We start from the raw sequence: 24,597 nt of genomic DNA on the forward strand, positions 1-24,597 counted from the left end.
GTCCTTCGACGGCGGCCTCGGCCACGCCCTGCTGCCCGACGCCCCGACCGGCCTGGTGCGGGGGGTCACGCGTCCGGCCGCCCCGCAGGCCACCGGCACCGGCGGGGGGCCGCTGCTGCTCCGTGCGGTACGGACGGAGGGGGACGACCCGCAGGGCGGTGCGCCGGACGTGGTGCGGCCGGACGCGGTGCGTGCGGATACGGCGCGTGCGGGCGGTGCGGCGTCGGCCACGCCGGTCGCGCGCCGGATGCGCTCGTCCGGTTCGGAGTCCCCGGGTTCTGGGTCTTCGGGTTCGTCGTCTTCGGGCTCTGGGTCCTCAGGTTCAGCGTCTTCGGGCTCGTCGTCTTCGGGTTCGTCGTCCCCGGGCTCTGTGTCTTCCGGTTCCGGGGCCTCCGGACCCAAGCCGTCCGGTCCGGCATCCTCCGGTCCGGGGGCGTCCCACGGCGGCTCAGGCGGAGCGCGGGCGGCGGGCACGGGTTCCGGGGCGGAGACCGTGGTGGCCCGTTCCGCCTCCACCGACGGCACCGACGGCGATTCCGGCACGGGGAGGCCGGGCGGCGCCCCGCAGACCCGCGGCATCACGTCCACGACGTCCCCCGCCGTGCTCTCCTCGTCGGCTCCCGCTGTGCAGCGGGCCGTGGCACCGGGCGGCACCCCGGTCGTGGCCCCCTCCGATTCCGGCCGCCCGTCGACCACTCCGCCGATTCCGCTCGTACGACGTGTCTCCGTGGTCCCCGGTGCGTCCGCCGGGGGAGCCGGTGCCCGGCCCGCTTCCGGCGCCCCTTCCTCTTCCTCGCGGCCATCCTCCGGGGGGCGCGGTGCGAACCCCGGGTCCGCGTCCGGGCCGTCCGTGCAGCGCACCGCCACGGGGGCGTCGCCCGAACGGAGCGGCGGCCGACCGGAGGCGCCCCGGACCCCCGGCACCGAGGCGTCCCGCCCGGTCGCCCGGCCGCGGCCGGTGGGACCCCGGCTGACCGTCGCCCGCCGCGTGGCCGTGCCCGTACGCCGTGTACCCGCCCTGCGCCCCGCCGCTGCCCCCGCCCCCGCCCCTGCGCCGGGTGACGCCACGACCTCCGACCCGTCCGGCTCGGCCGCCCCCGCCCCGGCCGGTCCCCAGGCACCCCCGGCCGCTCCCGTCCAACGCGCGGGCGGCCGACCGCCACTGGGCGCCCCGCTCACCGAACTGCCGCACACGGCGACACCGTTGGCGAAGGACGCTCCCGCCGTACCCGCGACGGGGCCCGCTTCCGGCCCCGCGCTTCCCGTCGTCCAGCGTCAGGCCGAGGACACGGCCGGCACCCCGTCCGCCAACGGCGTGCGGGGGACAGCACCGAGCACCGGCCCCGACAGTCCTGCCTCGGACCCGAGCCCCGTCCCCCGGCGATCCGGTGCCCGCGCCCGCGGCGGTCTGGGCGCGCCCCTGCCCGCGCTGCCCCTCAGCGCCGACCTGCCCGGCGCCACCGCGTCCGGCGCCCGGGGCCCCCGTACGACGTCCGGCGCCCGGACGCCCGCGGAGGCGTCCCCGGCACGGGGAGGGGGTGCGGCGGCCGCTCCGCTGCTGGGGACCGTCGGTGTCCAGCGCAGCCTCACGGATCAATCCGCCACATCGAGCGCGCCGAGCGCACCGAGCACCCCGTCATCCGGTCCCGCGGGTCCTCACGGCAGCGGGCCGGCCACGCCGCTGGTGACGCCGGCTCCGTCCGCCGCGTCCCCGGGTCCGGCACCGGAAGGCCCGGCCGGGAACGCCGTACGCCCCACGTCGGCTTCGGCGTCGGCGTCGGCCGGACCGGGCCCGGGTCCCGTCGTCGCCCGTGCCATGAGCCCTGCGACGGTGAGCCCTGCCGCGGGCACGACCCCCACGGGCGCCCGCACCACGGCCGGGGGCACGGCCAGCGCAGGCTCCACGGTCAGTGCCGGGGGCACGGCAAGCGCAGGCTCCGCGGCCAGTGGCCCGGGGGCCACCCGTCCCGCGGCCAGGAGCACCGCGGCGGCCCGGCCCGCCGCCACAACCACCCCCCGCACCACCCCCGCGGCCCCCCGCACCCTCGCGCTGCTCCCCGCCCGCCCGCTCAGCCTCAACACCCGGGCCCCCGAAGGCGCGGCACCGGCGGCCGCGTCCCGCAGCGGCGGTGGCCGTCCCGTCGTGGCCGCGCGCTGGACCACGGCCCCGGCCGCCTCCGGCACCGGCCCCGCAGCGTCCACCGGTGCGCCCACGCGCCCGGCGCCTGCCCCGTCCCCGGGTTCCCCGGCGACCCCGCCGCACGTCCAGCGGGCCGTGACGACGCACCGGCCGCAGGACCCGGGTGTGCGGCGACCCGACCCTGCGGTACGGGCCGGCGGACCGGCCGGTCCTCGGAGCACCGCCACCGGTCCTCGAAACACCGCTACGGACCCTCGGGGCACCGCTACCGGCCGACGCGTCCCCGTCGTCAGGCCCGAGCCGCCCCGCACGGCTCCCGGTACGGCGGCCGCCCCCGCACCGGCGCGGTCCCTCCCCGTGACCGCCCTCCAGACGGCACCCCTCGCCCACGGCCCGTCGGCCACGACGGCACCGGCGCCGGTGGGCCCCGTCCCCGTGGTCCGCCCGAGGACCGTGCCGCCGGGACCGGCGGCGGGCGGCGGAACCGGCCGCGCGACGACCCCGGTCCAGCGCGACGCCTCCCCCGCCGGTGACCTCGCCGTGGCCAAGGGCGTACCGGTCAAGGGCGTACCGGCCAAGTCGGGCTCGGAACGCGCCCGTTCGTCGTCGGTGTCCGCCGCCGGCGACCTCGCGGTGCCCGAGGGCCACGGCAGGGGTGCGGACCGGTCGGCCGATTCCCCGCAGAACCCCGGTGCCGACCTGGACGACCTGGCGCGCCGCCTGATCGACCCGCTGGCCCGCCTGCTCCGCACCGAACTGCGGCGCGGCCGGGAACGCACGGGCCGCCCCTACGACGGACGCCGCTGAGGGCACGGCACGGAACGGATGACGGACTGATGACGGACAACATCTTCGCGAGCAGCGTGTTCTTCCAGCTCACGATCGGCGGCAACGACCTGGGCGCCTTCAACACCTGCTCCGGCATGGGCGCCGAGGTGGAGATCGAGAGCTACGCGGAGGGCGGCAACAACGGCTTCGCCTGGCAGCTGCCCGGCCGCGTGACCTGGTCGAACATCACGCTCACCCGGCCGGTCACCGCCGACACGGCGAAGATCGGCCGCTGGCTGGACGAGACGCTGAAGCGGGTGCAGCCCAAGGACGGCGAGATCGTGGCGCTGAGGCCGAACCTCAGCCGGATCATCAGCTGGCAGGTGTTCGGGATCGTGCCGGTGCGCTGGCAGGGCCCGTCCTTCGACCCCAGCAACTCGCAGGCCGCGGTGGAGACCCTGGAGATCGCCTACGAGGGGTTGCGCCCCTCCTGACCCGGTCCCGCCGACCGCCCCGCACCACCCGCACCCGCCCCACCCGCACCCGCCCCGGAAAGGAAGTCCCGGCATGTCCACAGTGTTCCGCTCCAGTCGGGCCAGGGCCCAGCTGACGCTGAAGGAGCCCCCGGCCTCCGTCGGAGCGAAGCCGGGCGGGACGATCGCGCGGCTGAACCTCCAGTTCAACCCCTCCACCCTGCAGTTGCAGAAGACCACCGAGTGGCGGCGCACCCCGTCCCGGATGGCGGGGCAGTCGGCACTGCCCGAGTTCGTCGGCAGCGGCCCGCGCACGCTGAGCCTCGAAGTGTTCCTGGACGCCACCGCCAAGCACGACAACTCCGTGGAGCAGGCGGTGGAGAAGCTGATGAAGGGGTGCGTGCCGACCCCGGCGAGCATCGGCCGCAAGAAGCCGGCCAGTCCGTGGGTGCGGTTCGAGTGGGGCACCGCGCGCACGACCTCGTTCGACGGGGTGCTCTCCAGCCTGTCGGTGTCGTACACGCTGTTCGACGTGGACGGGAAGCCGCTGCGGGCCACCTGCCAGCTGTCGATCGAGGAGGCGAGCGTCGACCCGGCGGGCCAGAACCCGACCTCGGGCTCCCGCACCGCCCGCAGCACGCACACCGTCGTGGCGGGCGACAGCCTGGCCCTGCTGGCCTGGCGGGAGTACGGCGACGCGACGGCCTGGCGGGTCATCGCCGAGGCGAACGGGATCGACGATCCGATGGCCCTCGTGCCCGGCACCGAACTGGTGGTGCCGGGGCTGCGGGACGCGGACGGTGAGGAGGAGCAGTGAGCACTGCCGTGGAACAAGGCGGCCGGTCCTTCGCGGCGGACCCGATCGTGGAGACGCCCGGCGAACTCCCGCAGGTCTGGGCCGCCCAGCTGGTGAGCTGTGTGGTGGACGAGAACGTGGGCCTGCCGGACGCGGCGGTGCTCACCTTCCGCGACCCCGACCACGAGTTCCTCCAGAAGACCGGCATCACCATCGGCACCCCGCTGAAGGTGTCGGTGGAGACGGTGTCCGGGCAGGCGCGCGAGCGGCTGTTCAGCGGCGAGGTGACGGCCCTGGAACTGGACCGGGACCGCACCGGCTCGTTCACGGTGGTGCGCGCCTACTCCAAGGCGCACCGCCTCCAGCGCGGCCGGAAGGTGGTGGCGTACCGGAACATGACGGCGGCGGCCATCGTCCGCAAGGTGGCCGCCGGGGCGGGCCTGGCCTGCGGCACCGTGCAGGCCGCGCCGGTCACCTACCAGCAGCTGTCGCAGGCGAACGTGTCCGACTGGGACTTCCTCCAGTTCCTGGCCGCCGAGAGCGGCGCGCAGGTGCGCGTCGACGACAAGGGCCTGCTCCAGTTCACCAAGCCGGAGAAGGCGTCCGGCGCGCCCTCGCCGTCCACGTCGGCCACCCGGAACCCGATGGTGCTGGAGTACGGGCGGAACCTGCTGGCGATGCGGGCCTCCCTGTCGGCCGCGGACGGGGCGCAGCAGGTGGAGGTGCGCGGCTGGGACGTCACCACGAAGCGGCCGCTGGTGGCCGCCCGGCCCTCGGTGGACAGCGACGTGGTGATGCCGGGACTGAGCCCGGCGTTCGCCGCCCGGTTCGGCAGGGCGAAGCTGACGGTCACCGACACCCCGTACCGCACCCAGGCCGAGACGAAGGCGGTCGCGGACGCGGTGGCGGACCAGGTGAGCGCGGGGTTCGGCGAGCTGGAGGTGCTGGCCGAGGGCAACCCGAAGCTGCGGGCGGGCAAGCCCGTGGCGCTCGGCAACGTGGGCCAGGCCTTCTCCGGCAAGTACACGGCGACGGCGGTGCAGCACGTCCTCGAACCGCACGGCGGATACCGTACGACGGTGTGGGTGAGCGCCAGCCCGGACCGCTCCCTGACCGGCCTGGTCACCGGCGCCAACGCGCCCTCCCGCGGCCCGCGCATCCCCGGTCTGGCGATCGGTGTGGTGACCGACGTGCGCGAGCCCGGCGGTGCCGAGAACGGCGCCGTGAAGCTCACGTTCCCCTGGCTGGACGACACGTACGTCACCGACTGGGTGCGCACCGTGCAGTGGGGCGGCATGGGCGGCGGGGGAGTGGTGAGCCCCGAGGTCAACGACGAGGTCCTGGTCGGCTTCGAACAGGGCCTGCTGGACAGCCCGTACGTCATCGGAGGGCTCTACAACGGCGTGGACAAGCCCTCGCCGCACGACGTGCCGCTGATCGACAAGACCACCGGGAAGGTCAACCGACGTTCCGTCGTGTCGCGTTCGGGGCACCGGGTGGAGCTGTTGGACGCGCGGGCGCCCGGCCGCTCGGGGGTGCGGCTGATGACCGCCGACGAGCACATGGAGGTGTTCCTCGACGACCGCCGGGACCGGATCGAGCTGACGGTGTACTCCGGCAAGGGCGGGGCCCGTCAGCCCCTCAGCTCCGTCGTGCTCGACGGGAAGGGCATCACCCTGGACGCGGGGCGGGGGGACGTGAGCGTGTCCGGCCGCAACGTGGACATCCAGGGCCAGGCCGACGTGAAGATCGGCGGCCGCAACGTGAACGTCACCGGAGGCTCGGGCGTCACCGTCGACGGCGGTCTGCTCGGCGTCCTCAAGGCCAAGCTCATCCGCATCAACTGACCCCGCCCGCAGTCGTCTTCCGACACCCTCCGAGGAGAGCCGCATGCCAGCCGCAGCCCGTACCGGTGACCCCACCAGACACGGCGGCCGGATCACCGCCCCGCCGCCCGCCGCCGCGCGGGCGGTGGCGACCGTCCTGATCGGCGGCCGCCCCGCCGCCGTCGTGGGCAGCCTGCACGTCTGCGCGATCCCCGCGCACGCGGCCCTACCGGTCAACGTGATCCTGCCCGACCCGGCCGGGCTCACCTCGGACCAGGTCCTCATCGGCGGGCTCCCGGCCGCGCGGGCGGGCGACCGGACGACGTGCGGCGCGACGGTCCTGCCCGGCGCCCTGAACGTCGTGATCGGCGGTGAGGTGTGAGCGAGCGGTTCGTCGGCCGCGGCTGGGGGTTCCCGCTGCGGGTCGGGCCCACCGGCGGGATCGCCCTGGTCGAACGGGAACGGGAGATCGAGGAGGCGATCCGCCTGGTGCTCGGCACCGCGCCCGGCGAGCGCCCCATGCGCCCGGAGTTCGGCTGCGGCATCCACGACTACGTCTTCGCCCCCGGCGACGGCGCCACCGCCGGACGCATCGCGCAGCAGGTGCGCGAGGCCCTGGAGCGGTGGGAGCCGCGGATCGCGGTGGACGACGTGGTGGTCGCCTTCGACGCGGTCGAGGACGGCACCCTCTACATCGACGTGCACTACACCCTGCGATCCACCAACGACCGGCGCAACCTGGTCTTTCCCTTCTACACGATCCCCTCCGAGGAGGGGGCCGAGGAAGCGGGCGCGGACTGATGGCCCTGCCCTCCCCGAACCTGGACGACCGGCGGTTCCAGCAACTCGTCGACGAGGCCAAGCGGTACGTGCAGCAGCGTGCCCCGGAGTGGACCGACCACAACGTCTCCGACCCGGGCGTCACCCTGATCGAGACGTTCGCCTACCTCGTGGACCAGCTGCTGTACCGGCTGAACCGGGTCCCGGACAAGAACTACACCGCGTTCCTGGACCTGCTGGGCATCCGCCTGTTCCCGCCGACCGCGGCCGGCGCCGACGTCGACTTCTGGCTCTCGGCACCGCAGCCCGACACGGTCGCGCTGCCCCCGGGCACCGAGGTGACCACCGCGCGCGGCGAGTCCGACGAACCCGTGGTCTTCACCACCACCGACGAACTGCGCATCCTGCCCAGCGAGTTGACCCGCCTGGTCACCGCGCCGAGGACGGGCGAGCAGAGCGACCGGACCGGCATGCTCGCCGACGGCCTCGACATCCCCTGCTTCCAGACGAGGCCCGAGCCCGGCGACGCGCTGCTGTTCGGCCTGCCGACGGCGGTGCCGCGCTGCATCGTCGCGGTGCGCCTGGACAGCCGCGTCGAGGGCATCGGCGTGGACCCGCGCCAGCCCCCGCTGGTGTGGGAGGCCTGGGACGGCGGCGGCTGGCAGCCGTGCGAGACCGGCGACGACACCACCGGCGGCCTGAACCGGCCCGGTGAGGTCATCGTGTACGTACCGGCCGGGCACACGGCGTCGGTGATCGGCGGCACCCGGGCCGGCTGGCTGCGCTGCCGGGTCACCGAGGCGGAGCCGGGCCAGCCGTTCTACTCGGAGTCCCCGACGGTGCGCGAGGCGGCGGTGTTCACCGTCGGCGGCACCATGTCCGTCGAGCACGCCGAGACCGTGACCGACGTGCCGCTCGGCACCTCGGAGGGGGTCGCAGGACAGACCTTCCGGCTCGGCCGCCCGCCGGTCCTCCTGGACGCCGGGCCGCCCGTGGTGGAGGTCTCCTCCGACGAGGGGTGGCAGCGCTGGGAGGTGGTGGAGCACTTCGGCCGCTCCGGACCCGCCGACCGGCACGTCCGGGTGGACGCCACCACCGGCGAGTTCCTCTTCCCCCCGGCGCTGCGCGAACCCGACGGCACGCTGCGGCAGTGCGGCGCGGTGCCGCCCAAGGGCGCGCGGATCCGGGTGGCCCGCTACCGCACCGGCGGCGGCCCCGCGGGCAACGTGGCCCGCGGCGCGATCTCCGTGCTGCTCAGCTCCGTGCCGTACATCGCCCGGGTCGTCAACCGGGAGGCGGCGCGCGGCGGGGTGGCCGGGGAGACCGTGGAGAACGCCAGGCGGCGCGCGCCGGAGGCACTGCGCATGCAGGACCGCGCGGTGACCGCCGAGGACTACGAGATCATCAGCCGCCAGGCCGCGCCCTCGGTGCGCCGGGTGCGCTGCCTGCCGGCCGCGGACGCGCCGGGCGCGGTACGGGTCCTGGTGGTGCCGGACGCGGTGGCCGACGAGGGCGACGACCGGCTGCGCTTCGAGCAGCTGATCCCCTCGGACCAGGTGCTCGCGGCGATCACCGCGAGCCTCGACGAACGGCGGCTGATCGGCACCCGGCTCGTGGTGGAGCCGCCGGTCTACCAGGGCGTCACCGTGGTGGCCCGGCTCTCGGCGGCCCCCGGCGACACCGACCGGGTCCGCGACGCCGCGCTCGACGCGCTCTTCGCCCACCTCAACCCGCTCGTCGGCGGCCCGGACGGCACCGGCTGGCCCTTCGGGCGGCCCGTCCAGTACGGCGAGATCTTCGGCGTCCTGCAACGCGCCACCGGCAACGCGCTGGTCGAGGAGATCCGGCTGTTCCCCGCCGACCCCGTCACCGGCCGCCGCGGCGCCCCCACGGACCGTATCGACCTGTCCGCGGGCGCGCTGGTCTTCTCGTACCAGCACCAGGTGGTCGTGACGGCGGTCGGGGCGGAGGGGCGGGGATGAGCCGGGCCGCGATACCCGGTCTGCCGAGCAGGTACCCGATCGGCGGGCAACTGCCCGCGCTGTACGCCGACGACGACTTCGCGCAGCGGTTCACCGCCGGGCTCGACACCGTCCTCGCCCCGGTGTTCTCGACCCTCGACAACCTGCCCGCCTACCTCGACCCCCGGGTGACGCCGGTCGACTTCCTGGTCTGGCTGGCGTCCTGGGTGGGTGCCGGGGACGACCCGCAGTGGCCGGTGGAACGGCGCCGCGAGGCCGTCGTCCGCGCGGTGGAGCTGCACCGGTGGCGCGGCACCCGGCGCGGCCTTGTCGAGGCCCTGCGGCTCGCGCTCGGCGTGCACGCCGACGTGAGCGGCGACGGCGGTGCGGTGTGGTCGCGCACCGCCGGCTCCGGACTGCCGCCGGAGCCGGCCGCCGAGGCGCTGGTCCGGGTCTGGCCGGCCGACGGCACACCGGTGGACGTGGACAGGGTCCACGAGATCGTCCGGGCCATGTGCCCGGTGCACACGGCGTTCCGGGTGGAGGTCCTGTCCGGCCCGCCCGCCGAGGAAGGGAACTGACGCATGCGCGCATGTCCCGCGTGCGGGGCGTCCAACGGCCCCGCGGACGACTTCTGCGGCAACTGCGGCACGTACTTGGGCTGGTCGGACACACCGCCCGCGACGAGCCGCGCCACGACACCGACGGTGCCGGCGGCACCGGCGTCGGACCCTCCGGCGGCCACGGAGCCCGCGGACCCTCCGGCGGGCCCGGCGCCCGCGGAGCCCCCGGCCGGCTCGGTGCCCGCGGAGCCCCCGGCCGGCTCGGTGCCTCCGGCGGGCCCGGACTCCTCGGCCGTCCCGGGGCGGCCGGCCGCCCCGGCGGGTCCGGGCCGTCCGGCTGCCCCGGGGGGTCCGGGCCGTCCGGCCGCCCGTCCGACTGCCGCGGAGCCCGAGGCGGACCCGGCCCCCACCGACCTCTCGGCGGCCGTCCCGGCGCTTCCCGCGCTCCCCGCGTCCACGGACCCTCCGGCCGTCCCGGCGCCCCCGGCCCTCCCGGACGTCACCTCGCCGGAGGCGTCCGCGGCGGCCCTCTCGGAGGGCGGGCCCCTGTCGGCCGCGCGTGCCTTCGGAGCGTCGCTGCGTTCCCGGCTCACGGGCGGTGTGCTCGACGGGGCGAGCGTCCCGGACATCCCGGCCGCGCCTGCGGACCTCTTGGCCGCGACCGTCCCGGAAACCCCGGCCACGGATACCGCGGCCTCCCGCACCGACGCCGACGACAGGCCCGACGCCGACGACAGGTCCGGCGTCGACGGCAGGTCCGGCGTCGACGGCAGGCCCGGCGTCGACGGCAGGCCCGGTACCGATCAGGGGCCCGGCACCGCCGAGGGCCGCGGCACCGCCCCCGCCCACCCGGTGACCACAAGCCCTCCGACCCCCTCCGCGCCCGGCGCTTCCCGCACCGGCTCCCCGGCTCCCGTTCCCGGCGAGGAGGCCGCGACCCCCTCGCCGGAGGCGCCCGCGGCCTCCTCGTCACCCCCCGTGGCAGCCGCTCCCACCGTTTCCCCGACCGCTCCCCGGCCCCCCGCCGCCCCGCCCTCCCCGACCGCCCCCCGCCCCCCGACCACCCCGGCCGCGTCACCCGCCGACTCCGATCCCGATCCCGACCCCGTACGCCCCGTCCTCCCGGCGAAGCCGGTGGCCCCCCGTCCCGTCGTCCGTCCCGCGGCGGCGGTGGAGGACGACGTGGCGGGCCGGCCGTGTCCCGCCTGCGGTACGCCCAACCCGCCCGAGCGCCGGTTCTGCCGGCGCTGCGCGGCCGAGTTGAGGCCCGCCGAGAAGCCCGCCCCGCTGCCGTGGTGGCGGACGGTGTGGCCGTTCCGGCGCCGTACGCGGGCCGGCTCGGGCTCGGCGTTCCGGTTCTTCGTGATCCTGGCCGTGGTGCTGGCGCTGTGCGCGGCCGGTTTCCTGCTGCTGCCCGCCGGACGGGCCCTGATCGAGGACACCCGGGACAAACTGGGCAAGGCCACGCCCGTGACCCCGGCGGACATCGAGGCGAGCGGCGCGGTGCCCGGACATCCGGCCACGGACACCACGGACGGCCTGAACAACCACTACTGGGGCGCGCCCGGACCGGGCGCCTCGGTGACCTACACCTTCCGCAAGCCGTTCCGGCTGGTCGACCTGATCATCACCAACGGGGCGTCCGCGTCTCCCGAGGAGTACGCCCGCCAGGCACGCGCGCTCCAGGTGGACCTGGAGGTGACGGCGGAGGACGGCACGAAGCACGACAAGGAGATCACCCTCAGCGACAAGCCGGGCCCGCAGACGATCCCCACCGGCATCAGCGACGTGAAGACGATACGTCTGGTACTGCGTTCACCCGTCGACCTGACCTCGGGACGTCACCTGGCCCTGGCGGAGGTGGAGTTCTTCCAGCGGAGTTGACGAAGCGGCGTCCCGGCCGGGCCCGTCCTCTCGGCGGAGGGAAGAGAGGCCAAGGCAACGGCCGGGGCCGCCACCCCCCACAGGAGAGGCCCCGGCCGTCGCGCGGCACGGGCCGCGCGGCGGCCCGTACTTCCTACAGCGCCACGAGTGCGTTTTCTGTCACACCCTCCTGTGTCACGGGTTAGTTGCATCTTGGACGGATGTGGACGGGGAGAGGATTCAGGCCGTAACGTGCCTTTCGCGCCAGGCCACGACGGACACATGACCACGAACCGCCCGCGGCCTCGAGGCCGCAACCACTGATCGAACAACCACGACGGCGAGAACCCGGTCCGCGAGAGCGGTGCCGGTTGAGGCGCAGAAGGGCGCGCGCGTGCTGGGGGACGACGCGGAGCTGACCGCCGCGGTGCGCGCGGCACAGGACGGGGACGAGACCGCGTTCCGGACTGTGTACCGCGCCGTGCACCCGCGGCTGCTGGGATACGTACGGACGCTGGTCGGTGAGCCCGACGCCGAGGACGTGACGTCCGAGGCGTGGCTGCAGATAGCCCGTGACCTGGAGCGGTTCACCGGCGACGCGGACCGGTTCCGCGGCTGGGCCGCCCGTATCGCCCGCAACCGCGCGCTGGACCACATACGCATGCGCGGACGCCGCCCCGCGATCGGCGGCGACGAGACCGAACTGACCGGGCGGGCCGCCGAGTCCGACACCGCCGGCGAGGCCATCGAGGCGCTGGCCACCGACGGCGCGTTCTCCCTCATATCCCGGCTGCCGCAGGACCAGGCCGAGGCCGTCGTCCTGCGCGTGGTCGTGGGCCTCGACGCCAAGTCCGCCGCCGAGACCCTGGGCAAACGGCCGGGTGCCGTACGGACGGCCGCGCACCGGGGTCTGAAGCGCCTGGCCGAGCTGATCGGTGGCGATCCGGAAGCCGGACCGGAATCCACCGGGGTGCTCGACGCCCTCCCTCCCCAGAGAGAACCACGCCGTCGTACGGTGACGTCCGCGAGTGTCGCGCAGACGCGAACGCGGACGCAGAAGGACATGTGATGGCCGACGAGCAGCACAGGTGGCTGGACCGCGGGAACGCGGAGCGTTTACTGAGCGGAGAGCCTCCGGAAACTGCCGATCCCGTCGCCCGTGACCAGGCCCGACGGCTCGCCGGAACACTGCGCGCGCTCTCCGCGCCGCCCCCTGAGGACGGTGTGGAACTCCCCGGGGAGGCGGCCGCCCTGGCTGCCTTCCGCACGTCGCGCGAGGACCGGGAGGGGCGGGCGGAGGCGGCCCACGGAGCGGGCCAGTCGGCCGGAACGCGGCCCTCCGACATCGGGCCGATCCGTATCGGCGCCCCGCACGGTGATCGTTCCGGAACCGCGAACGGACCCCGGCGGGAGCGTCCCCTGTACCTCGGGCTGGCCGCCGCGCTGGTCGCCGGCATGGCCGGGGGCGCCGCGGTCCTGACCGGAACCGGAGTCCTGTCCCCGCCCGACGGCTCCCGGTCCGACCCGGCGGCCTCCGTCACGCACCCCGAACACCCGTTGGTGTCCCCTCCGCCGGAGGACGGCGCACCGGGCGGAGCCACGCCCGGGAGCCGGCGCTCCGAGAGTGCTGCCGGGGACGCCGACGGGTTCCGCACACCGGAGGAGCCCGGTGCGGACACGGGTGACGGCGCGGCCCGTTCCGGCCGCGGCGGGAAGCAGATCGCCGCGGCCTGCCGCGCGTGGCGCGACGGCAAGGCACTGAACGGCGAGCGCGAGCACCTCCTCGAGGACGCGGCGGGCGGCTCCTCCCGGGTCGGCCCGTACTGCGAGGACGTGCTGTCCCCGTCGGACACGTCCGGTGCGTCGTCCGGTGCGTCCGGCACCGACGAGGGAGCTCACCAGGGCGACGGCGACGGGGGGACCGGCGGCGAGAGCAGGGGCCAGGGTCAGGGGGAGGGCCAGGAACAGGGCCGGGGTCAGGAGCAAGGCCGGGATCAGGGTCAAGGCCGGGATCAGGGTCAAGGCCAGGAACAGAGCCAAGGCCAGGGCAACGGCGGCAACAGCGCCGAGCAGGGCGACAGCGGTGAGAGCGGCAAGGGCGGTGAGAGCGGCGAGGGCGGCAAGGGTGGCAACAACGGCACGCCCGGCGAGAGGAACCCGTGAAACCGCCCCTGACCTGCCTTTTCGTTGACCGCTAAATTTTTTCCCCGACAGGTGTGACACTTTCGGCCCTCGTGGCGCAGTAATGAGTGAGCCGACTGGTCATCGGCTGTCGCACGGAGCCGGGGTTCCCCCCGTACCCACGGCTCGTGCATTCGGCGCGGGCGGGACACGTTCCCCCGGTCCCGCCCGCGCCCCGTCTCACCAGTGCACGACGACCTTGTCGCCGTTCCGCACCTGCCCGTACAGCCGGGCGATGGCCTCCTCGTCCCGTACGTTGACGCAGCCGTGCGAGGCACCGGCGTACCCCCGCGCGGCGAAGTCGGCCGAGAAGTGCACGGCCTGGCCGCCGCTGAAGAACAGGGCGTACGGCATGGGCGAGTCGTAGAGCGTGGACACGTGGTGCCGGGACTTCCAGTAGATGTGGAAGACACCCTCACGGGTCGGTGTGTACTCGGAACCGAAGCGCACCGGCATCGTCGACACCGTCCGCCCGTCGATCATCCAGCGCAGGGTGCGGCTCGACTTGCTGATGCACAGCACGCGGCCGGTCCGGCAGCGCGGGTCGGGCGCGTCGGCCGGCTGGCCGCCCATCAGGTACAGCTCCCACCTGCCCGGTTCACGCGTCATGCCGAGCAGCCGCTGCCAGGTGACGGAGTCGGTCACCCCGGTCCTCGGCAGTCCGCGCTTGCCCTGGAAGCCCCGGACCGCCTCCGCCGTCAGGTCGTCGTACGTCCCCGTCGGCCCGTGGAAGATCCAGGCGACCTGCCGCAGCCGGGCCTGGAGTTCGCGTATGTCGCGCCCGGAGTCGCCGGGGGACCACAGCACGCGCGGTGCCGGGGCGACGGGACGGGAGGGCTTCCCGCCGTCGTCCGGAACCCGTGACCTCGGGGCCGGTGACTCCGGCGCCGGCGCGGAGGGCGTCCGGCTCGGCACCTCGATGCGCACCGGCGACCCGGGCTTCCCGTCCGCCCCGGCCGGCTGCACCGTACAGCCGGTCGCACCTCCCGCGAGGGCGGCCAGCGCCGCGAGACCCGCGATCCCTTTCCTCCCCATGCCCCTCCTCCGCACACCGGCTCCCCGTCGCCCCACCGGCAGCGCCCGGCCGTCACCTGAGATGTTCCCCGGATGTGACCACCGGCGAACAAGGGGGCATGGTGGTGAGTGACCGGAAGACGACCGCCGAGGCGGTGCTGTGAGCGGGGTCCCGCCGAGGCTGTGAGGAAGGTCCCAGCGTGCGCCCCTCCACCGGACCGCACGCGCACCGCTACAGTCCGTCGAGGGGTCGGCCTGTACTGACGAGTAACCGACGGGTACCGGGCGACCGAGTCGAGCAACGCCGCTCAGCGGGAGGCATCACACCATGGCGCGCGAGTCGGGCAGCGCCCGATCCACCGAGAGTGGACTGCCCATCGAACCGGTCTACGGGCCGGAGGCCCTCGAGGGCTGGGACCCGGCCGAGAAGCTGGGCGAGCCGGGGGCGTACCCCTTCACCCGGGGCGTGTACCCGTCGATGTACACGGGCCGGCCCTGGACGATGCGTCAGTACGCCGGTTTCGGTACGGCGACGGAGTCCAACGCCCGGTACAAACAGCTGATCGCCAACGGGACGATGGGGTTGTCGGTCGCCTTCGACCTGCCCACCCAGATGGGGCACGACTCCGACGCGCCGATCGCGCACGGCGAGGTCGGCAAGGTGGGCGTGGCGATCGACTCGGTGGACGACATGCGGGTGCTGTTCGGCGGCATCCCGCTGGACAAGGTCTCCACGTCGATGACGATCAACGCCCCCGCCGCCCTGCTCCTGCTGCTGTACCAACTGGTGGCCGAGGAGCAGGGCGTGAGCGCCGACCGGCTGACCGGCACGATCCAGAACGACGTGCTGAAGGAGTACATCGCGCGGGGCACGTACATCTTCCCGCCCAAGCCCTCGCTGCGGCTGATCGCGGACATCTTCAAGTACTGCCGGGCCGAGATCCCGAAGTGGAACACGATCTCGATCTCCGGCTACCACATGGCCGAGGCGGGTGCCTCGCCCGCGCAGGAGATCGCCTTCACCCTCGCCGACGGCATCGAGTACGTGCGCACCGCGGTCGCGGCCGGGATGGACGTGGACGACTTCGCGCCGCGGCTGTCGTTCTTCTTCGTGGCCCGTACGACGATCCTGGAGGAGGTCGCCAAGTTCCGGGCGGCGCGCCGGGTCTGGGCGCGGGTGATGCGCGAGGAGTTCGGCGCGAGGAATCCCAAGTCCTTGATGCTGCGTTTCCACACGCAGACGGCCGGGGTGCAGCTGACGGCCCAGCAGCCCGAGGTGAACCTGGTACGCGTGGCCGTGCAGGGCCTGGCGGCGGTCCTCGGCGGCACCCAGTCGCTGCACACCAACTCCTTCGACGAGGCGATCGCGCTGCCGACCGACAAGTCCGCGCGGCTGGCCCTGCGCACCCAGCAGGTCCTCGCCCACGAGACGGACGTGACCGCGACGGTCGACCCGTTCGCGGGCTCCTACGTCGTCGAGAGGATGACCGACGACGTCGAGGCGGCGGCGCTGGAGCTGATGGCCAAGGTCGAGGACCTGGGCGGCGCGGTCAACGCCATCGAGCACGGCTTCCAGAAGAACGAGATCGAGCGCTCCGCCTACCGCATCGCCCAGGAGACCGACTCCGGCGAGCGCGTCGTGGTCGGCGTCAACCGCTTCCAGCTCGACGCCGAGGAGCCCTACGAGCCGCTCCGCGTCGACCCGGCCATCGAGGCCCAGCAGGCCGAACGCCTGGCGAAACTCCGCGCGGAGCGCGACCAGCAGGCGGTCGACTCGGCGCTGGCGGCCCTGAAGAAGGCGGCGGAGGGCGAGGACAACGTCCTCTACCCGATGAAGGAGGCGCTGAAGGCACGGGCGACGGTGGGCGAGGTGTGCAACGCGCTGCGGGAGGTTTGGGGAACATATGTGCCGAGCGATGCCTTCTGACCTGGGGCATTGGCCCGTATGAGTGATCATGCGTGGAATGCGTTCGTCGCCGGTTACGCTCATTGCAGAGTGGGCCCCTAAGGAGGACGCCATGGCCGTACTGCAGAACGAACTGCAGCAGGAGCTGACTCTGGGCGAAGCTGCCGATTGGCTCGCCCATGCACTGCCTGGCCGTCGCGTGGAGATTCTCCTGGGGAGGCTCGTCGTGACACCACCGCCGGACGGTTCGCACGCATTGTCGTTGACCTGGCTGATTGAGGCTTTCGCAGGGGCGGGAGCCAGGAAAGTCGGGCTCAGATACGTCCAAGGCATCGGCCTTTGGCTCCCCGACTTGCCGGATGACTTCGCTGTCCCGGACTTCTCAGTCGTGGACGAGGACTTCCGCGACGCCCTCGTGCGGAAGAATTGCTACGCCCCCAACGTCTTCCGCCTGGTCGTGGAAATTACGTCGTCCTCCAACTGGTCTGATGACCTGAACGCGAAGGTTGAGTGTTACGCCCGGGCGAGTATTCCTGCGTACCTCATCGTCGACCGCAAACACGACGAGGTCCTCCTCTACATCGACCCGGTCGACGGCAAATACCCCGACCCTCAGCGCTTCAAGCGGGGCCAGTCCGTCCCCGTCCCCGAGTCCGTCGGCCTGACCCTCGACCTCTCCGTCGACACCCTCCTCGACGGCGACGACTGACCGAAACCCCGTGGAGGGAGTGCCGTACCCCCGTGCGACACTCCCTCCATGTTCGGCGTCATCGACCTCCCCACCTACCTGGCAGGCCTGGTCCTCATCGTCCTGCTGCCCGGCCCCAACTCCCTGTACGTCCTCTCCGTCGCCGCCCGCAAGGGCGTCCGCACCGGCTACGCGGCGGCGGCCGGTGTCTTCACCGGGGACGCCGTCCTGATGACGCTGGCGGCGCTCGGCGCGGCCTCGGTGCTCACCACGACGCCGTTGCTGTTCCTGGTGGTGAAGTACGCCGGTGCCGGCTACCTGGCGTGGATGGCGTACGGCATGCTGCGCTCGGCGTGGAGCATGTGGAGGACGCGGGACGAGTCGGCGCCGGCCGAGGCGGCCGATGCCACACCATCCGCCGAGGAGCGCCCCTACCGCCGCGCCCTGGTGGTGTCGCTGCTCAACCCGAAGGCGATCCTCTTCCTGATCTCCTTCTTCGTGCAGTTCGTCGACCCCGGCTACGCCTACCCCGCGCTCTCCTTCGTCGTCCTCGGCGCCCTGCTCCAGACGGCCAGCTTCCTGTACCTGTCGCTGCTGATCTTCGGCGGCACCCGCCTGGCCGACGCGTTCCGCCGCAGGCGGCGCCTGGCGGCCGGCGCCACCTCGGCGGCCGGCGCCCTGTTCCTGGGCTTCGCGGCGAAGCTGTCCCTGGCGAGCGCGTAGCGGTCAGCGCCCGCCGAACCGGGCCAGGTACTCCGGGAGCCCGGCCGGCGTGTCCCCGGCCCAGCCCACATAGCCGTCCGGCCGGACGAGGAACAGTCCCGTCCCGTAGGTCCTGTGCGCCGGGCCGTGCACCAGTCGTACGTCGGCGGACGGCGCGGGGGCGGACGTGCCCAGTGCCAGCAGCGTCCAGTGCGGCCCCCGGAACGCGTCGAAGAGCCGTACGCCGTCCACCGTGGCGTCCGGGGCCCGGTCGCCCGCGCGCACCGGGCCGGGCGCCGTCCGCGTCTCCGCGGTGAGCGTCGACCCGGGGTAGCCGAGGTCCAGTTGCCGGGTGGCCCCGCCCCGCCGCGTCTCACCCCGGTGGATGCTGGTGGACAGGCCCAGCATCCGCTCGGCGATCGGCCGCCGCTCCTCCTCGTACGTGTCCAGCAGCGATGCCCGAGCCCCGTCGCCCAGCACCGCGCCCAGCTTCCAGCCCAGGTTGTAGGCGTCCTGGACGCTGGTGTTGAGGCCCTGGCCGCCGGCCGGGGAGTGCACGTGCGCCGCGTCGCCCGCGAGGAAGACCCGGCCCACCCGGAACCGGTCGGCGAGCGCGGCCCGCGGACGGAAGTCCGAGACCCAGCGGACCTCCGTGACGTCCTCGGCGGCGAGGTGCGAGCGGGCGGCGACGACCCGCCGCACGCCCTCCGGGGAGAGGTCCACCTCCGTGCCCTCCGCGAACCGGGCCATCAGCTGGAAGTCCTCCGTCCCCGCCAGCGGGCAGATCGCCAGCAGGTCCTCGGCCCCCTCGCCCTGCGGGAAGAAGTGCCAGTTGTCCCGGTCCAGGCCGGTGATCCGCACGTCCGCCACCAGCGTGGGGAGCGGGTCCACCACCTCCCCGGTCATGCCGACGCCGACCGCCCGACGCACCACGGAACGGCCGCCGTCCGCCGCGACGAGGTACCGGGCGCGCACCGGCTCACCGGAGGCGAAGCGCGCGGTCACCCCGTCCTCGTCCTGGGTCACGCCGGTGACCTCGCGGCCGAAGACGACCTTGCCGCCGAGCTCCTCGAGACGCTCCAGCAGGATCCGCTGGGTGCGCCACTGCGGAACCATCCAGGGCTCGTTGTACGGCGAGTCGTCGCTCGCCTCGGCCGGGTCGGCCATGTGGTGCTCGCCGATCCGCTCGCCGCCGCGCCAGATCATCCCGACCGGGTAGCCGCCACCCGCCGCGTGGATCGCGTCCAGCACGCCCAGGTCGTCGAAGACCTCCATGGTGCGCGGCTGGAGCCCCTTGCCGCGCGACCCCGGGAACAACTCGTCCGCCCGCTCCACCACCAGCGCGGGGACCCCGCGCCGGGCCAGGTCGATGCCGAGGGCGAGGCCGGTCGGTCCGGCGCCCACGACCAGCACGTCGATGTCGCTCATGACCACTCTCCTTAACGTTGTTAAGTTCCGTGTCTCCAGAGCGTGTCCCTAACGGTGTTAAATTGTCAAGCGTGAGTTCGGAACGACGCACCCCCCTGGACCGCCGACGGGTCGCCGACACGGCGCTGGAACTGCTGAACGAGGTCGGCCTGGACGGCCTGACGCTGCGCGCGATCGCCAGGGAACTGGACGTCAAGGCGCCCGCCCTCTACTGGCACTTCAAGGACAAGCAGGCGCTGCTCGACGAGATGGCGACGGAGATGTACCGCCGGATGGTCGCCCGGGGCTCGTTCGCCCCGGACGACACCTGGCAGGAGCGGCTGCTCAAGGCCAACCGGGGGCTGCGCACGATGCTGCTCGCCTACCGCGACGGCGCGAAGGTGTTCAGCGGCTCACGCTTCACGGGGATCGAGCACGCCGAGCAGATGGAGGACGTCCTGCGCCTGCTCACGGCCGCCGGATTCACCCTCGCGGAGGCGACCCGCGCGCTCACGACGACGCAGCTCTACACCCTCGGGTTCGTCACCGAGGAACAGGGCGTCCAGCCGCTGCCCGGCGAACGCCGGGAGGGCTTCGACGCGGCGGAACGCGCCCGCGTGATGGCCGCCTACCCCCTGGCGGCCCAGGCGGGCAGGGAGATCTTCGAGAACTACGACCAGCACTTCGAGGAGGGCCTCGCCCTGGTGATCGCCGGGATCGAGGCCCTCCGTGCGGCGCGCTGAGGTCAGGAGGCGCGCAGGAACGCCGAGAGTGCCGCCTTGCCGAGGTAGGTGAAGCGAGTGGTGCCCGTGAGGTGCTTGTCCAGCGCCTCCTTGATGCCGGGCCACTTGGGGTCGCCGAAGTCGTCCAGGACGACGATCGCGCCCGGGGCGGCGATCTCCTCCGCCCATTCGAGGTCCTTCGCGACGCCCTCGGCCGAGTGGTCGCCGTCGACGACGATCACGCCGTAGGACCGGTCCGAGACGGCCGCACGGGTCTCGGGGTCCTCGGAGAAGCCCTTCCGGATCCGGGCGGCCACGCCCGCCGGACCGGCCAGCGCGAGGTTGGTGCGCACGGCGTGCTCGTCGACCGGGGTGCCGGAGGGGTCGGAGCGCCGCGGGGTGCCGGGCTGGAGCTGCACACCGGCGAACGGGTCGACGATCGTCACGCTCGGGCTGCGGCCGTCACGCTCCATCATCCGGATCAGCCCGGTGGAGAACATGCCGTAGAGGGTGCCGATCTCCAGGATCTCGTCGTTCGGCGGGTCGAGCAGCGGGATGGTGCCGAGCTTGCCGCAGATGTTCATGGTGCCGCCCGCGATCCGGCCGGCCCCCAGGGACTCCAGCGCGATTAGCAGCCGGTACGCGGTGGCGACGTTGCGGACGGCGGCGTCCCGGTCCCCGGCCAGCTCCGCCACCTCGGAGTGCAGCCGGTTCAGCGGGCCGGGGCTCACGATCCGGGACAGCCCGCGGCCGGACGAGCCGAGCAGCAGGTCGAGGGTGAGCTGCTGGCGCTTCACCGCCTCGACCGTGTCCCGGAGTTCCCCCTTGTCCGCCGCGTCGGCGGCGGCCGCCGCGCGCAGGCGCCGATCGATGCGCTGGTCGATGAGCTCGGCGACCGGGCGCAGCAGACGCCGGGAAGCGGAACTGGTCAGCAGAGCACGGCTGTTCATGAACCGGAGACCTCAATCCGTCGGGAGCAGGGTGAGAGTGGTGCGGTTCGCGGTGGGGAACAGGCTAGGCACGGGGCCGCTGTGGGCAGGGGGTACGGAGTCGAGCGGCGCGCAAACAAGTGGTGAACTCCGCATGGAGCCCAGAGGTGCGCGCGCCGGCCGGGTCAGCCGAACAGCCGCCGCAGGTTCAGCTTCCCCCACAGCAGGCTGGTGGCGAACGACAGCGCCATGACCGTGGCGACCAGACCGACCAGCAGCAGCCCCGCCACCGGCCCGCTCAGATCCGGCGACACCAGCGGGCGGACGAGCTCCTCGACGAACAGCACGTGCACCATGTACGCGCCGAGTGCGGCGTCGGCCAGCCTCTTCAGCAGCGGCTGCCACTTCTCGGGCACCCGGACCCTGCTGATCAGAAGCAGGACGCAGACGCTCATGGCGGCGACGAACAGGTGCGCGTTGGGCATCACGTAGTGAACCTGGGTGTTGTACCAGAGGGCGCCCGCCATGGTGAGCGGCAGCACCGCGTACAGCGGCCACCGCTTGCGCACGACCCCGGCGGGGAGGGCGAACAGCAGCGCGCCGCCGACCGCGTACACCAGCGAATAGGTGCCGAAACCCCAGGCCACCGGCGCCATCTCGCGATCCGTCAGCTCGGTGATCGTGGTCAGCGCGCTGGGCAGGACCGCCATGCCGAGCAGCGCCGCTCCCAGCCCGTAGGGCCGCTTCCCCGCCTTGATCAGCATCGCGAAGGCGAGCAGCATGATGATCGGGATGTAGGTGTACATGAACCACAGGTGGTACGCGGGCTGCACGGAGCCGAAGAGGGAGTGCTCCGCCAGCTCGGCCATGGGACGGTCGTTGCGGTTCCGCAGCCACGCCCAGACCAGGTAGACCGCCGTCCAGGCGAAGAGCGGGACGACATTGCGGACGATGCGCTGCCACATGCGGGCGCTGTCGCGCGGGGGCGCGCCGACCAGTACGGCCCAGCCGGCTATGGCGAAGTACAGGGGGACGGCGAAGGGGTTGATCGCCTCGGCGATGTGGCCCGCCCAGTACGAACCCGCGCCGTTGTCCGGGTCGTTGCCGGTGGCGAGGATGAACTGGGCGCCCACGTGGCCCAGCATGATGGTGGCGGAGCAGACGAGCCGCATCAGATCGATGTCGAAGCGGTGTTCGCGCGCGGGGGCGGCGGTCTGTTCCTGAGCGGGGCCGCCCTGTTGCTGCGGCAGGCGTACGGCGATGTCGTTCGGCACCGCGCAACTGTCGGACGATGTGGTGTACGGGAGTTGAAGGGCGGGTGGCAGTGTCGTGTCCGGTGCGTCTCGGTTGGCCTCCCGGGGCGGTTGCGGCCCGGCGTTCGCGGAGCGTTTTCCGGGGCGGTCGCGGCCCGGCGTTCGCGGAGCGTTTTCCGGGGCGGTCGTGGCCCGGCGCCCGCGGAGTGCCTCCCGGGCCCTCGGGGCACCGGGGAGGCACGACCGCCCGCGGTCACGTGCGGGGGTGATGCGTCACTTCCTGCGCGTGCCCCGGCGCACCGCTCGGCCCACCACGCGCTTCGCGCGGCCCGCCTGGACCCTCGCCCGGGCGCGGGGACTGCTGCCGGGGAGGCGCAGTTCGGCCAGGCGCGGTGCGGGGAAGTAGTAGGCGGGCGTGCCCGCCAGGTGGGTGCGCAGCCAGTCCGCGGTCGCGTCGCGCAGGGCCGGGTACGTCTTGGGCTGCATGCAGAAACCGATCGCCCGGACCAGCGGCGACAACGTCTCCGGAGCGGCGCCGACGACCGTCGGGGTCTCCTCGCGCTCCAGGTCGGGCACCAGGTGGTCGACCACGGCCAGCGGGACGCGGTTGCTGTTCGGGTAGGGCTTCAGACGCTGCATCACCAGCGCGGTCCCGACCCGGGCGACGGGCACGTCGTAGTAGGCGGAGGCGGTCACCATCGCCGTCGAGAAGCAGCCGACGACGAGCTCGGGCCGGCAGCGGTCGTACAGCGTCTCGGCCAGCAGCGGGGCGTCCAGCACGGTGAGCCGCACCCCCGCGTCCGCCGCCGCCTTGCTCAGCGCCGCCGAGTAGCCGGCGGGAGCCGTCGGATGCGGCTTGAAGACGATGGACCGGTGCCCGGCCCGCACGGCCCCGGTGAGCATGCGGACGTGCAGGTCCTCCTCCTCCTGCGCGCTCAGGATGTTGATCGCCGCCAGGTACTGGCCGAGCAGGACGGCCGTCGGCGCCTCGTCGAGGACGGGCGCCAGCCTCGGGTCGTCCGCCGCCTCCAGGGAGATCTCGTCGAGCACGCCCCGGAACGCCTCGTCCGGGACGATCTCGGGCTTGACGCCGTACTCGGACAGCAGCAGCGGCCGCAGACCGGGGATCAGGTCGAGGTGCAGCAGCCGCCGGATGCGGCGCGCGATCGTCAGCGGCAGCTTCTCCCGGGTCGGGCCGTAGCTCATCAGCCCGTCGGCGTACACGTCGACGGCGGCCTCGGAGAAGATCGCCGCCAGCGCGCGGGCCGGGTTGACCTGGATCGACTCGACGGCGAGCTCGATCGTGTCCCGCTCGTCGATGTCCCACTGCAGACGGAACGCCCGCTGCCACAGCACCGTGTCGTTGCCGCGCGGACCCCAGGTGCTCGGGTGGTACGGGCTGATCGCCTCGTTCCAGCTGATGACCGAGTCGAACCGGCCGGCTATCGGCCCGTATCCGTGCATCTCGTCCAGGCGCAGCGCCGTCTCCGGCAGGGCGGCGTTGTTGGAGACCAGCAGGATGCGCCGGGCTCCGCCGCGCGGTCCGTAGCGGCCCGCGTCCAGCGCCGCGGCGAGGGTGGCCGCTCCGTAGAGGGTCGAGACCTGGAAGATCTGGGTCGTGTGGGGCATGGATCAGGCAGCCTTCCGCCCGTCGCGCAGGCGGCTGAGCAACCTGCTCCGTGTGCTGTCGATGGTCTTGAGTGTCTCCTCCAGCGCCTGCTCGGGCATCCGCTGGAGCGCGGCCCGCGTCTCGCGCCGCAGCCGCTGCGCCGCCGCGGGCTCGTACTCGTTCGCCTTGCCGATGTGGAAGGCGATCATGGCGCAGTAGGTGCGCACGGCCTTGAGGAGGAACCGGTCGGCCTCCCGGTCCTGTTGCACGTCCCGCAGCAGCGCGTCGTACGCGGGGATGAAGTCCAGCTGGCGGTCGTCCTTGATCTGGGTGAGCGAGGTCGCCACGCCCCGCCGGTAGAACACCCCGTGCAGCCCCAGGGACGCGTACGTACGGGCCTTCAGGTGCAGCCGCCAGATCCACAACCGGTCTTCGGCCGTGCGCAGTTCGGTCGCGAAGCGCATGCCGCCGTCGGCGAAGAGGTGCCGGCGGTAGATCCCCGCCCAGACGAAGGGATAGTCGACCATCGTCTCCATGTCGGCCGGCGCGATCCCGTCGCGCGGGTCCATCACCGCGTTGCGGACCTGCGCCGGGGGCCGCCGGATCACCCGCTCGGTGCCGGTGGCCTGGACGTGGTCGGTACGGGCGAAGTCGCAGCCCAGCTCCTCCATGGCCCGCACCATTCCGGCGAGATGGCGCGGCCCGTACCAGTCGTCGCCGTCGAGGAACGTGACGAACTCGCCCTCGGCCGCGTCGATGCCGCTGTTGCGCGCCTGCGCGATGCCCCTGTTCGTCTCGTGCCGGATCACCCGGGCGCCCGGGAGCTTCTCCGCCCACCGGTCGATCACCCAGGGCGTGGCGTCCGTGGAGCAGTCGTCGACGAGCAGGAACTCGAAGTCCGGGTGCGCGTTGGCGGCGAGGCTGCGCAGGGTGCTCTCGGCGAAGGCCTCCACGTTGTGCATCGGGACGACGACGGACAGTTTCGGCACGTGGTTCTCTCTTTCGGAGGCTCGAAG

At 73.6% G+C, this 24,597-nt stretch carries 22 protein-coding genes; 15 read left to right on the forward strand and 7 right to left on the reverse strand.

The features are described from left to right. Positions 1 to 1,656: 1,656 nt before the first annotated feature. Positions 1,657 to 1,923 (reverse strand): hypothetical protein, encoded by a 267-nt coding sequence (locus AB0A94_RS02165; RefSeq protein ID WP_361737380.1) that lies wholly within the window; start codon positions 1,921 to 1,923, stop codon positions 1,657 to 1,659. A gap of 574 nt (positions 1,924 to 2,497) precedes the next feature. Here AB0A94_RS02165 and AB0A94_RS02170 point away from each other — a divergent pair. The 11 genes from AB0A94_RS02170 (at position 2,498) to AB0A94_RS02220 (ending at position 13,333) form a co-directional block, all read left to right on the forward strand. Further along, positions 2,498 to 2,947 carry a hypothetical protein gene (locus AB0A94_RS02170; protein WP_361737383.1) on the forward strand — a complete coding sequence of 150 codons (450 nt, stop codon included), beginning with the start codon at positions 2,498 to 2,500 and terminating at the stop codon, positions 2,945 to 2,947. 29 nt (positions 2,948 to 2,976) lie between these two features. After that, on the forward strand, positions 2,977 to 3,402 hold the full coding sequence (locus AB0A94_RS02175) for a phage tail protein (RefSeq protein WP_361737385.1): 426 nt from the start codon (positions 2,977 to 2,979) through the stop codon (positions 3,400 to 3,402). Between the two features lie 73 nt (positions 3,403 to 3,475). Further along, positions 3,476 to 4,198, forward strand: a complete 723-nt coding sequence (locus AB0A94_RS02180) for a LysM peptidoglycan-binding domain-containing protein (RefSeq protein WP_361737388.1) — start codon at positions 3,476 to 3,478, stop codon at positions 4,196 to 4,198. Further along, a complete protein-coding gene (locus AB0A94_RS02185) occupies positions 4,195 to 6,024 on the forward strand; it encodes a VgrG-related protein (RefSeq protein WP_361737391.1) in 1,830 nt (609 codons plus the stop codon). Before AB0A94_RS02180 ends, AB0A94_RS02185 begins: the two co-directional genes overlap by 4 nt. A gap of 43 nt (positions 6,025 to 6,067) precedes the next feature. Then, positions 6,068 to 6,385: a PAAR domain-containing protein gene (locus tag AB0A94_RS02190; RefSeq protein ID WP_361737394.1), complete on the forward strand. Its 318-nt coding sequence runs from the start codon at positions 6,068 to 6,070 to the stop codon at positions 6,383 to 6,385. After that, positions 6,382 to 6,804, forward strand: a complete 423-nt coding sequence (locus AB0A94_RS02195) for a GPW/gp25 family protein (protein ID WP_217128017.1) — start codon at positions 6,382 to 6,384, stop codon at positions 6,802 to 6,804. The genes AB0A94_RS02190 and AB0A94_RS02195 overlap by 4 nt, the downstream gene beginning before the upstream one ends. Continuing rightward, a complete protein-coding gene (locus AB0A94_RS02200) occupies positions 6,804 to 8,765 on the forward strand; it encodes a putative baseplate assembly protein (protein WP_361737399.1) in 1,962 nt (653 codons plus the stop codon). Before AB0A94_RS02195 ends, AB0A94_RS02200 begins: the two co-directional genes overlap by 1 nt. Next, on the forward strand, positions 8,762 to 9,325 hold the full coding sequence (locus AB0A94_RS02205; RefSeq protein ID WP_361737402.1) for a phage tail protein: 564 nt from the start codon (positions 8,762 to 8,764) through the stop codon (positions 9,323 to 9,325). The genes AB0A94_RS02200 and AB0A94_RS02205 overlap by 4 nt, the downstream gene beginning before the upstream one ends. Positions 9,326 to 9,328: 3 nt before the next feature. Beyond that, complete coding sequence (locus AB0A94_RS02210; RefSeq protein ID WP_361737405.1) at positions 9,329 to 11,191, forward strand: hypothetical protein; 1,863 nt, start codon at positions 9,329 to 9,331, stop codon at positions 11,189 to 11,191. A 373-nt stretch (positions 11,192 to 11,564) separates the two neighbouring features. Beyond that, positions 11,565 to 12,239: an RNA polymerase sigma factor gene (locus tag AB0A94_RS02215; protein WP_361737409.1), complete on the forward strand. Its 675-nt coding sequence runs from the start codon at positions 11,565 to 11,567 to the stop codon at positions 12,237 to 12,239. Beyond that, a complete protein-coding gene (locus AB0A94_RS02220) occupies positions 12,239 to 13,333 on the forward strand; it encodes a hypothetical protein (protein ID WP_361737412.1) in 1,095 nt (364 codons plus the stop codon). The genes AB0A94_RS02215 and AB0A94_RS02220 overlap by 1 nt, the downstream gene beginning before the upstream one ends. Positions 13,334 to 13,531: 198 nt before the next feature. On the opposite strand, the gene AB0A94_RS02225 is transcribed toward AB0A94_RS02220, so the two are convergent. Beyond that, positions 13,532 to 14,386 (reverse strand): L,D-transpeptidase family protein, encoded by an 855-nt coding sequence (locus AB0A94_RS02225; RefSeq protein ID WP_361737415.1) that lies wholly within the window; start codon positions 14,384 to 14,386, stop codon positions 13,532 to 13,534. Positions 14,387 to 14,693: 307 nt separating this feature from the next. Between AB0A94_RS02225 and AB0A94_RS02230 the strand changes: the two genes are divergently transcribed. The 3 genes from AB0A94_RS02230 to leuE all read left to right on the forward strand — a co-directional run bounded on the left by AB0A94_RS02230 (position 14,694) and on the right by leuE (position 17,682). Then, positions 14,694 to 16,292: a methylmalonyl-CoA mutase family protein gene (locus AB0A94_RS02230; protein ID WP_361737418.1), complete on the forward strand. Its 1,599-nt coding sequence runs from the start codon at positions 14,694 to 14,696 to the stop codon at positions 16,290 to 16,292. Positions 16,293 to 16,383: 91 nt separating this feature from the next. Then, positions 16,384 to 16,980, forward strand: a complete 597-nt coding sequence (locus AB0A94_RS02235; protein WP_217131752.1) for a Uma2 family endonuclease — start codon at positions 16,384 to 16,386, stop codon at positions 16,978 to 16,980. A 48-nt stretch (positions 16,981 to 17,028) separates the two neighbouring features. Beyond that, positions 17,029 to 17,682, forward strand: a complete 654-nt coding sequence (gene leuE / locus AB0A94_RS02240; protein ID WP_361737422.1) for a leucine efflux protein LeuE — start codon at positions 17,029 to 17,031, stop codon at positions 17,680 to 17,682. A 3-nt stretch (positions 17,683 to 17,685) separates the two neighbouring features. Here the strand turns inward: leuE and AB0A94_RS02245 are convergent, their stop codons facing one another. Further along, positions 17,686 to 19,089: an FAD-dependent oxidoreductase gene (locus tag AB0A94_RS02245; protein ID WP_361737425.1), complete on the reverse strand. Its 1,404-nt coding sequence runs from the start codon at positions 19,087 to 19,089 to the stop codon at positions 17,686 to 17,688. A 71-nt stretch (positions 19,090 to 19,160) separates the two neighbouring features. Between AB0A94_RS02245 and AB0A94_RS02250 the strand changes: the two genes are divergently transcribed. Beyond that, positions 19,161 to 19,811, forward strand: a complete 651-nt coding sequence (locus AB0A94_RS02250; protein ID WP_361737428.1) for a TetR/AcrR family transcriptional regulator C-terminal domain-containing protein — start codon at positions 19,161 to 19,163, stop codon at positions 19,809 to 19,811. Between the two features lie 2 nt (positions 19,812 to 19,813). On the opposite strand, the gene AB0A94_RS02255 is transcribed toward AB0A94_RS02250, so the two are convergent. The 4 genes from AB0A94_RS02255 to AB0A94_RS02270 all read right to left on the reverse strand — a co-directional run bounded on the left by AB0A94_RS02255 (position 19,814) and on the right by AB0A94_RS02270 (position 24,570). Then, positions 19,814 to 20,740: a class I SAM-dependent methyltransferase gene (locus AB0A94_RS02255; RefSeq protein WP_361737431.1), complete on the reverse strand. Its 927-nt coding sequence runs from the start codon at positions 20,738 to 20,740 to the stop codon at positions 19,814 to 19,816. A 164-nt stretch (positions 20,741 to 20,904) separates the two neighbouring features. Then, positions 20,905 to 21,993: an acyltransferase gene (locus tag AB0A94_RS02260; RefSeq protein ID WP_361737433.1), complete on the reverse strand. Its 1,089-nt coding sequence runs from the start codon at positions 21,991 to 21,993 to the stop codon at positions 20,905 to 20,907. Between the two features lie 252 nt (positions 21,994 to 22,245). Beyond that, a complete protein-coding gene (locus AB0A94_RS02265) occupies positions 22,246 to 23,601 on the reverse strand; it encodes a polysialyltransferase family glycosyltransferase (protein ID WP_361737436.1) in 1,356 nt (451 codons plus the stop codon). Between the two features lie 3 nt (positions 23,602 to 23,604). Then, entirely contained in the window at positions 23,605 to 24,570 is a 966-nt protein-coding gene (locus AB0A94_RS02270; protein WP_361737439.1) for a glycosyltransferase family 2 protein, read from the reverse strand. Positions 24,571 to 24,597: the final 27 nt, after the last annotated feature.

The organism is Streptomyces sp. NPDC044984 (assembly GCF_040646935.1).
Lineage (GTDB): Bacteria > Actinomycetota > Actinomycetes > Streptomycetales > Streptomycetaceae > Streptomyces.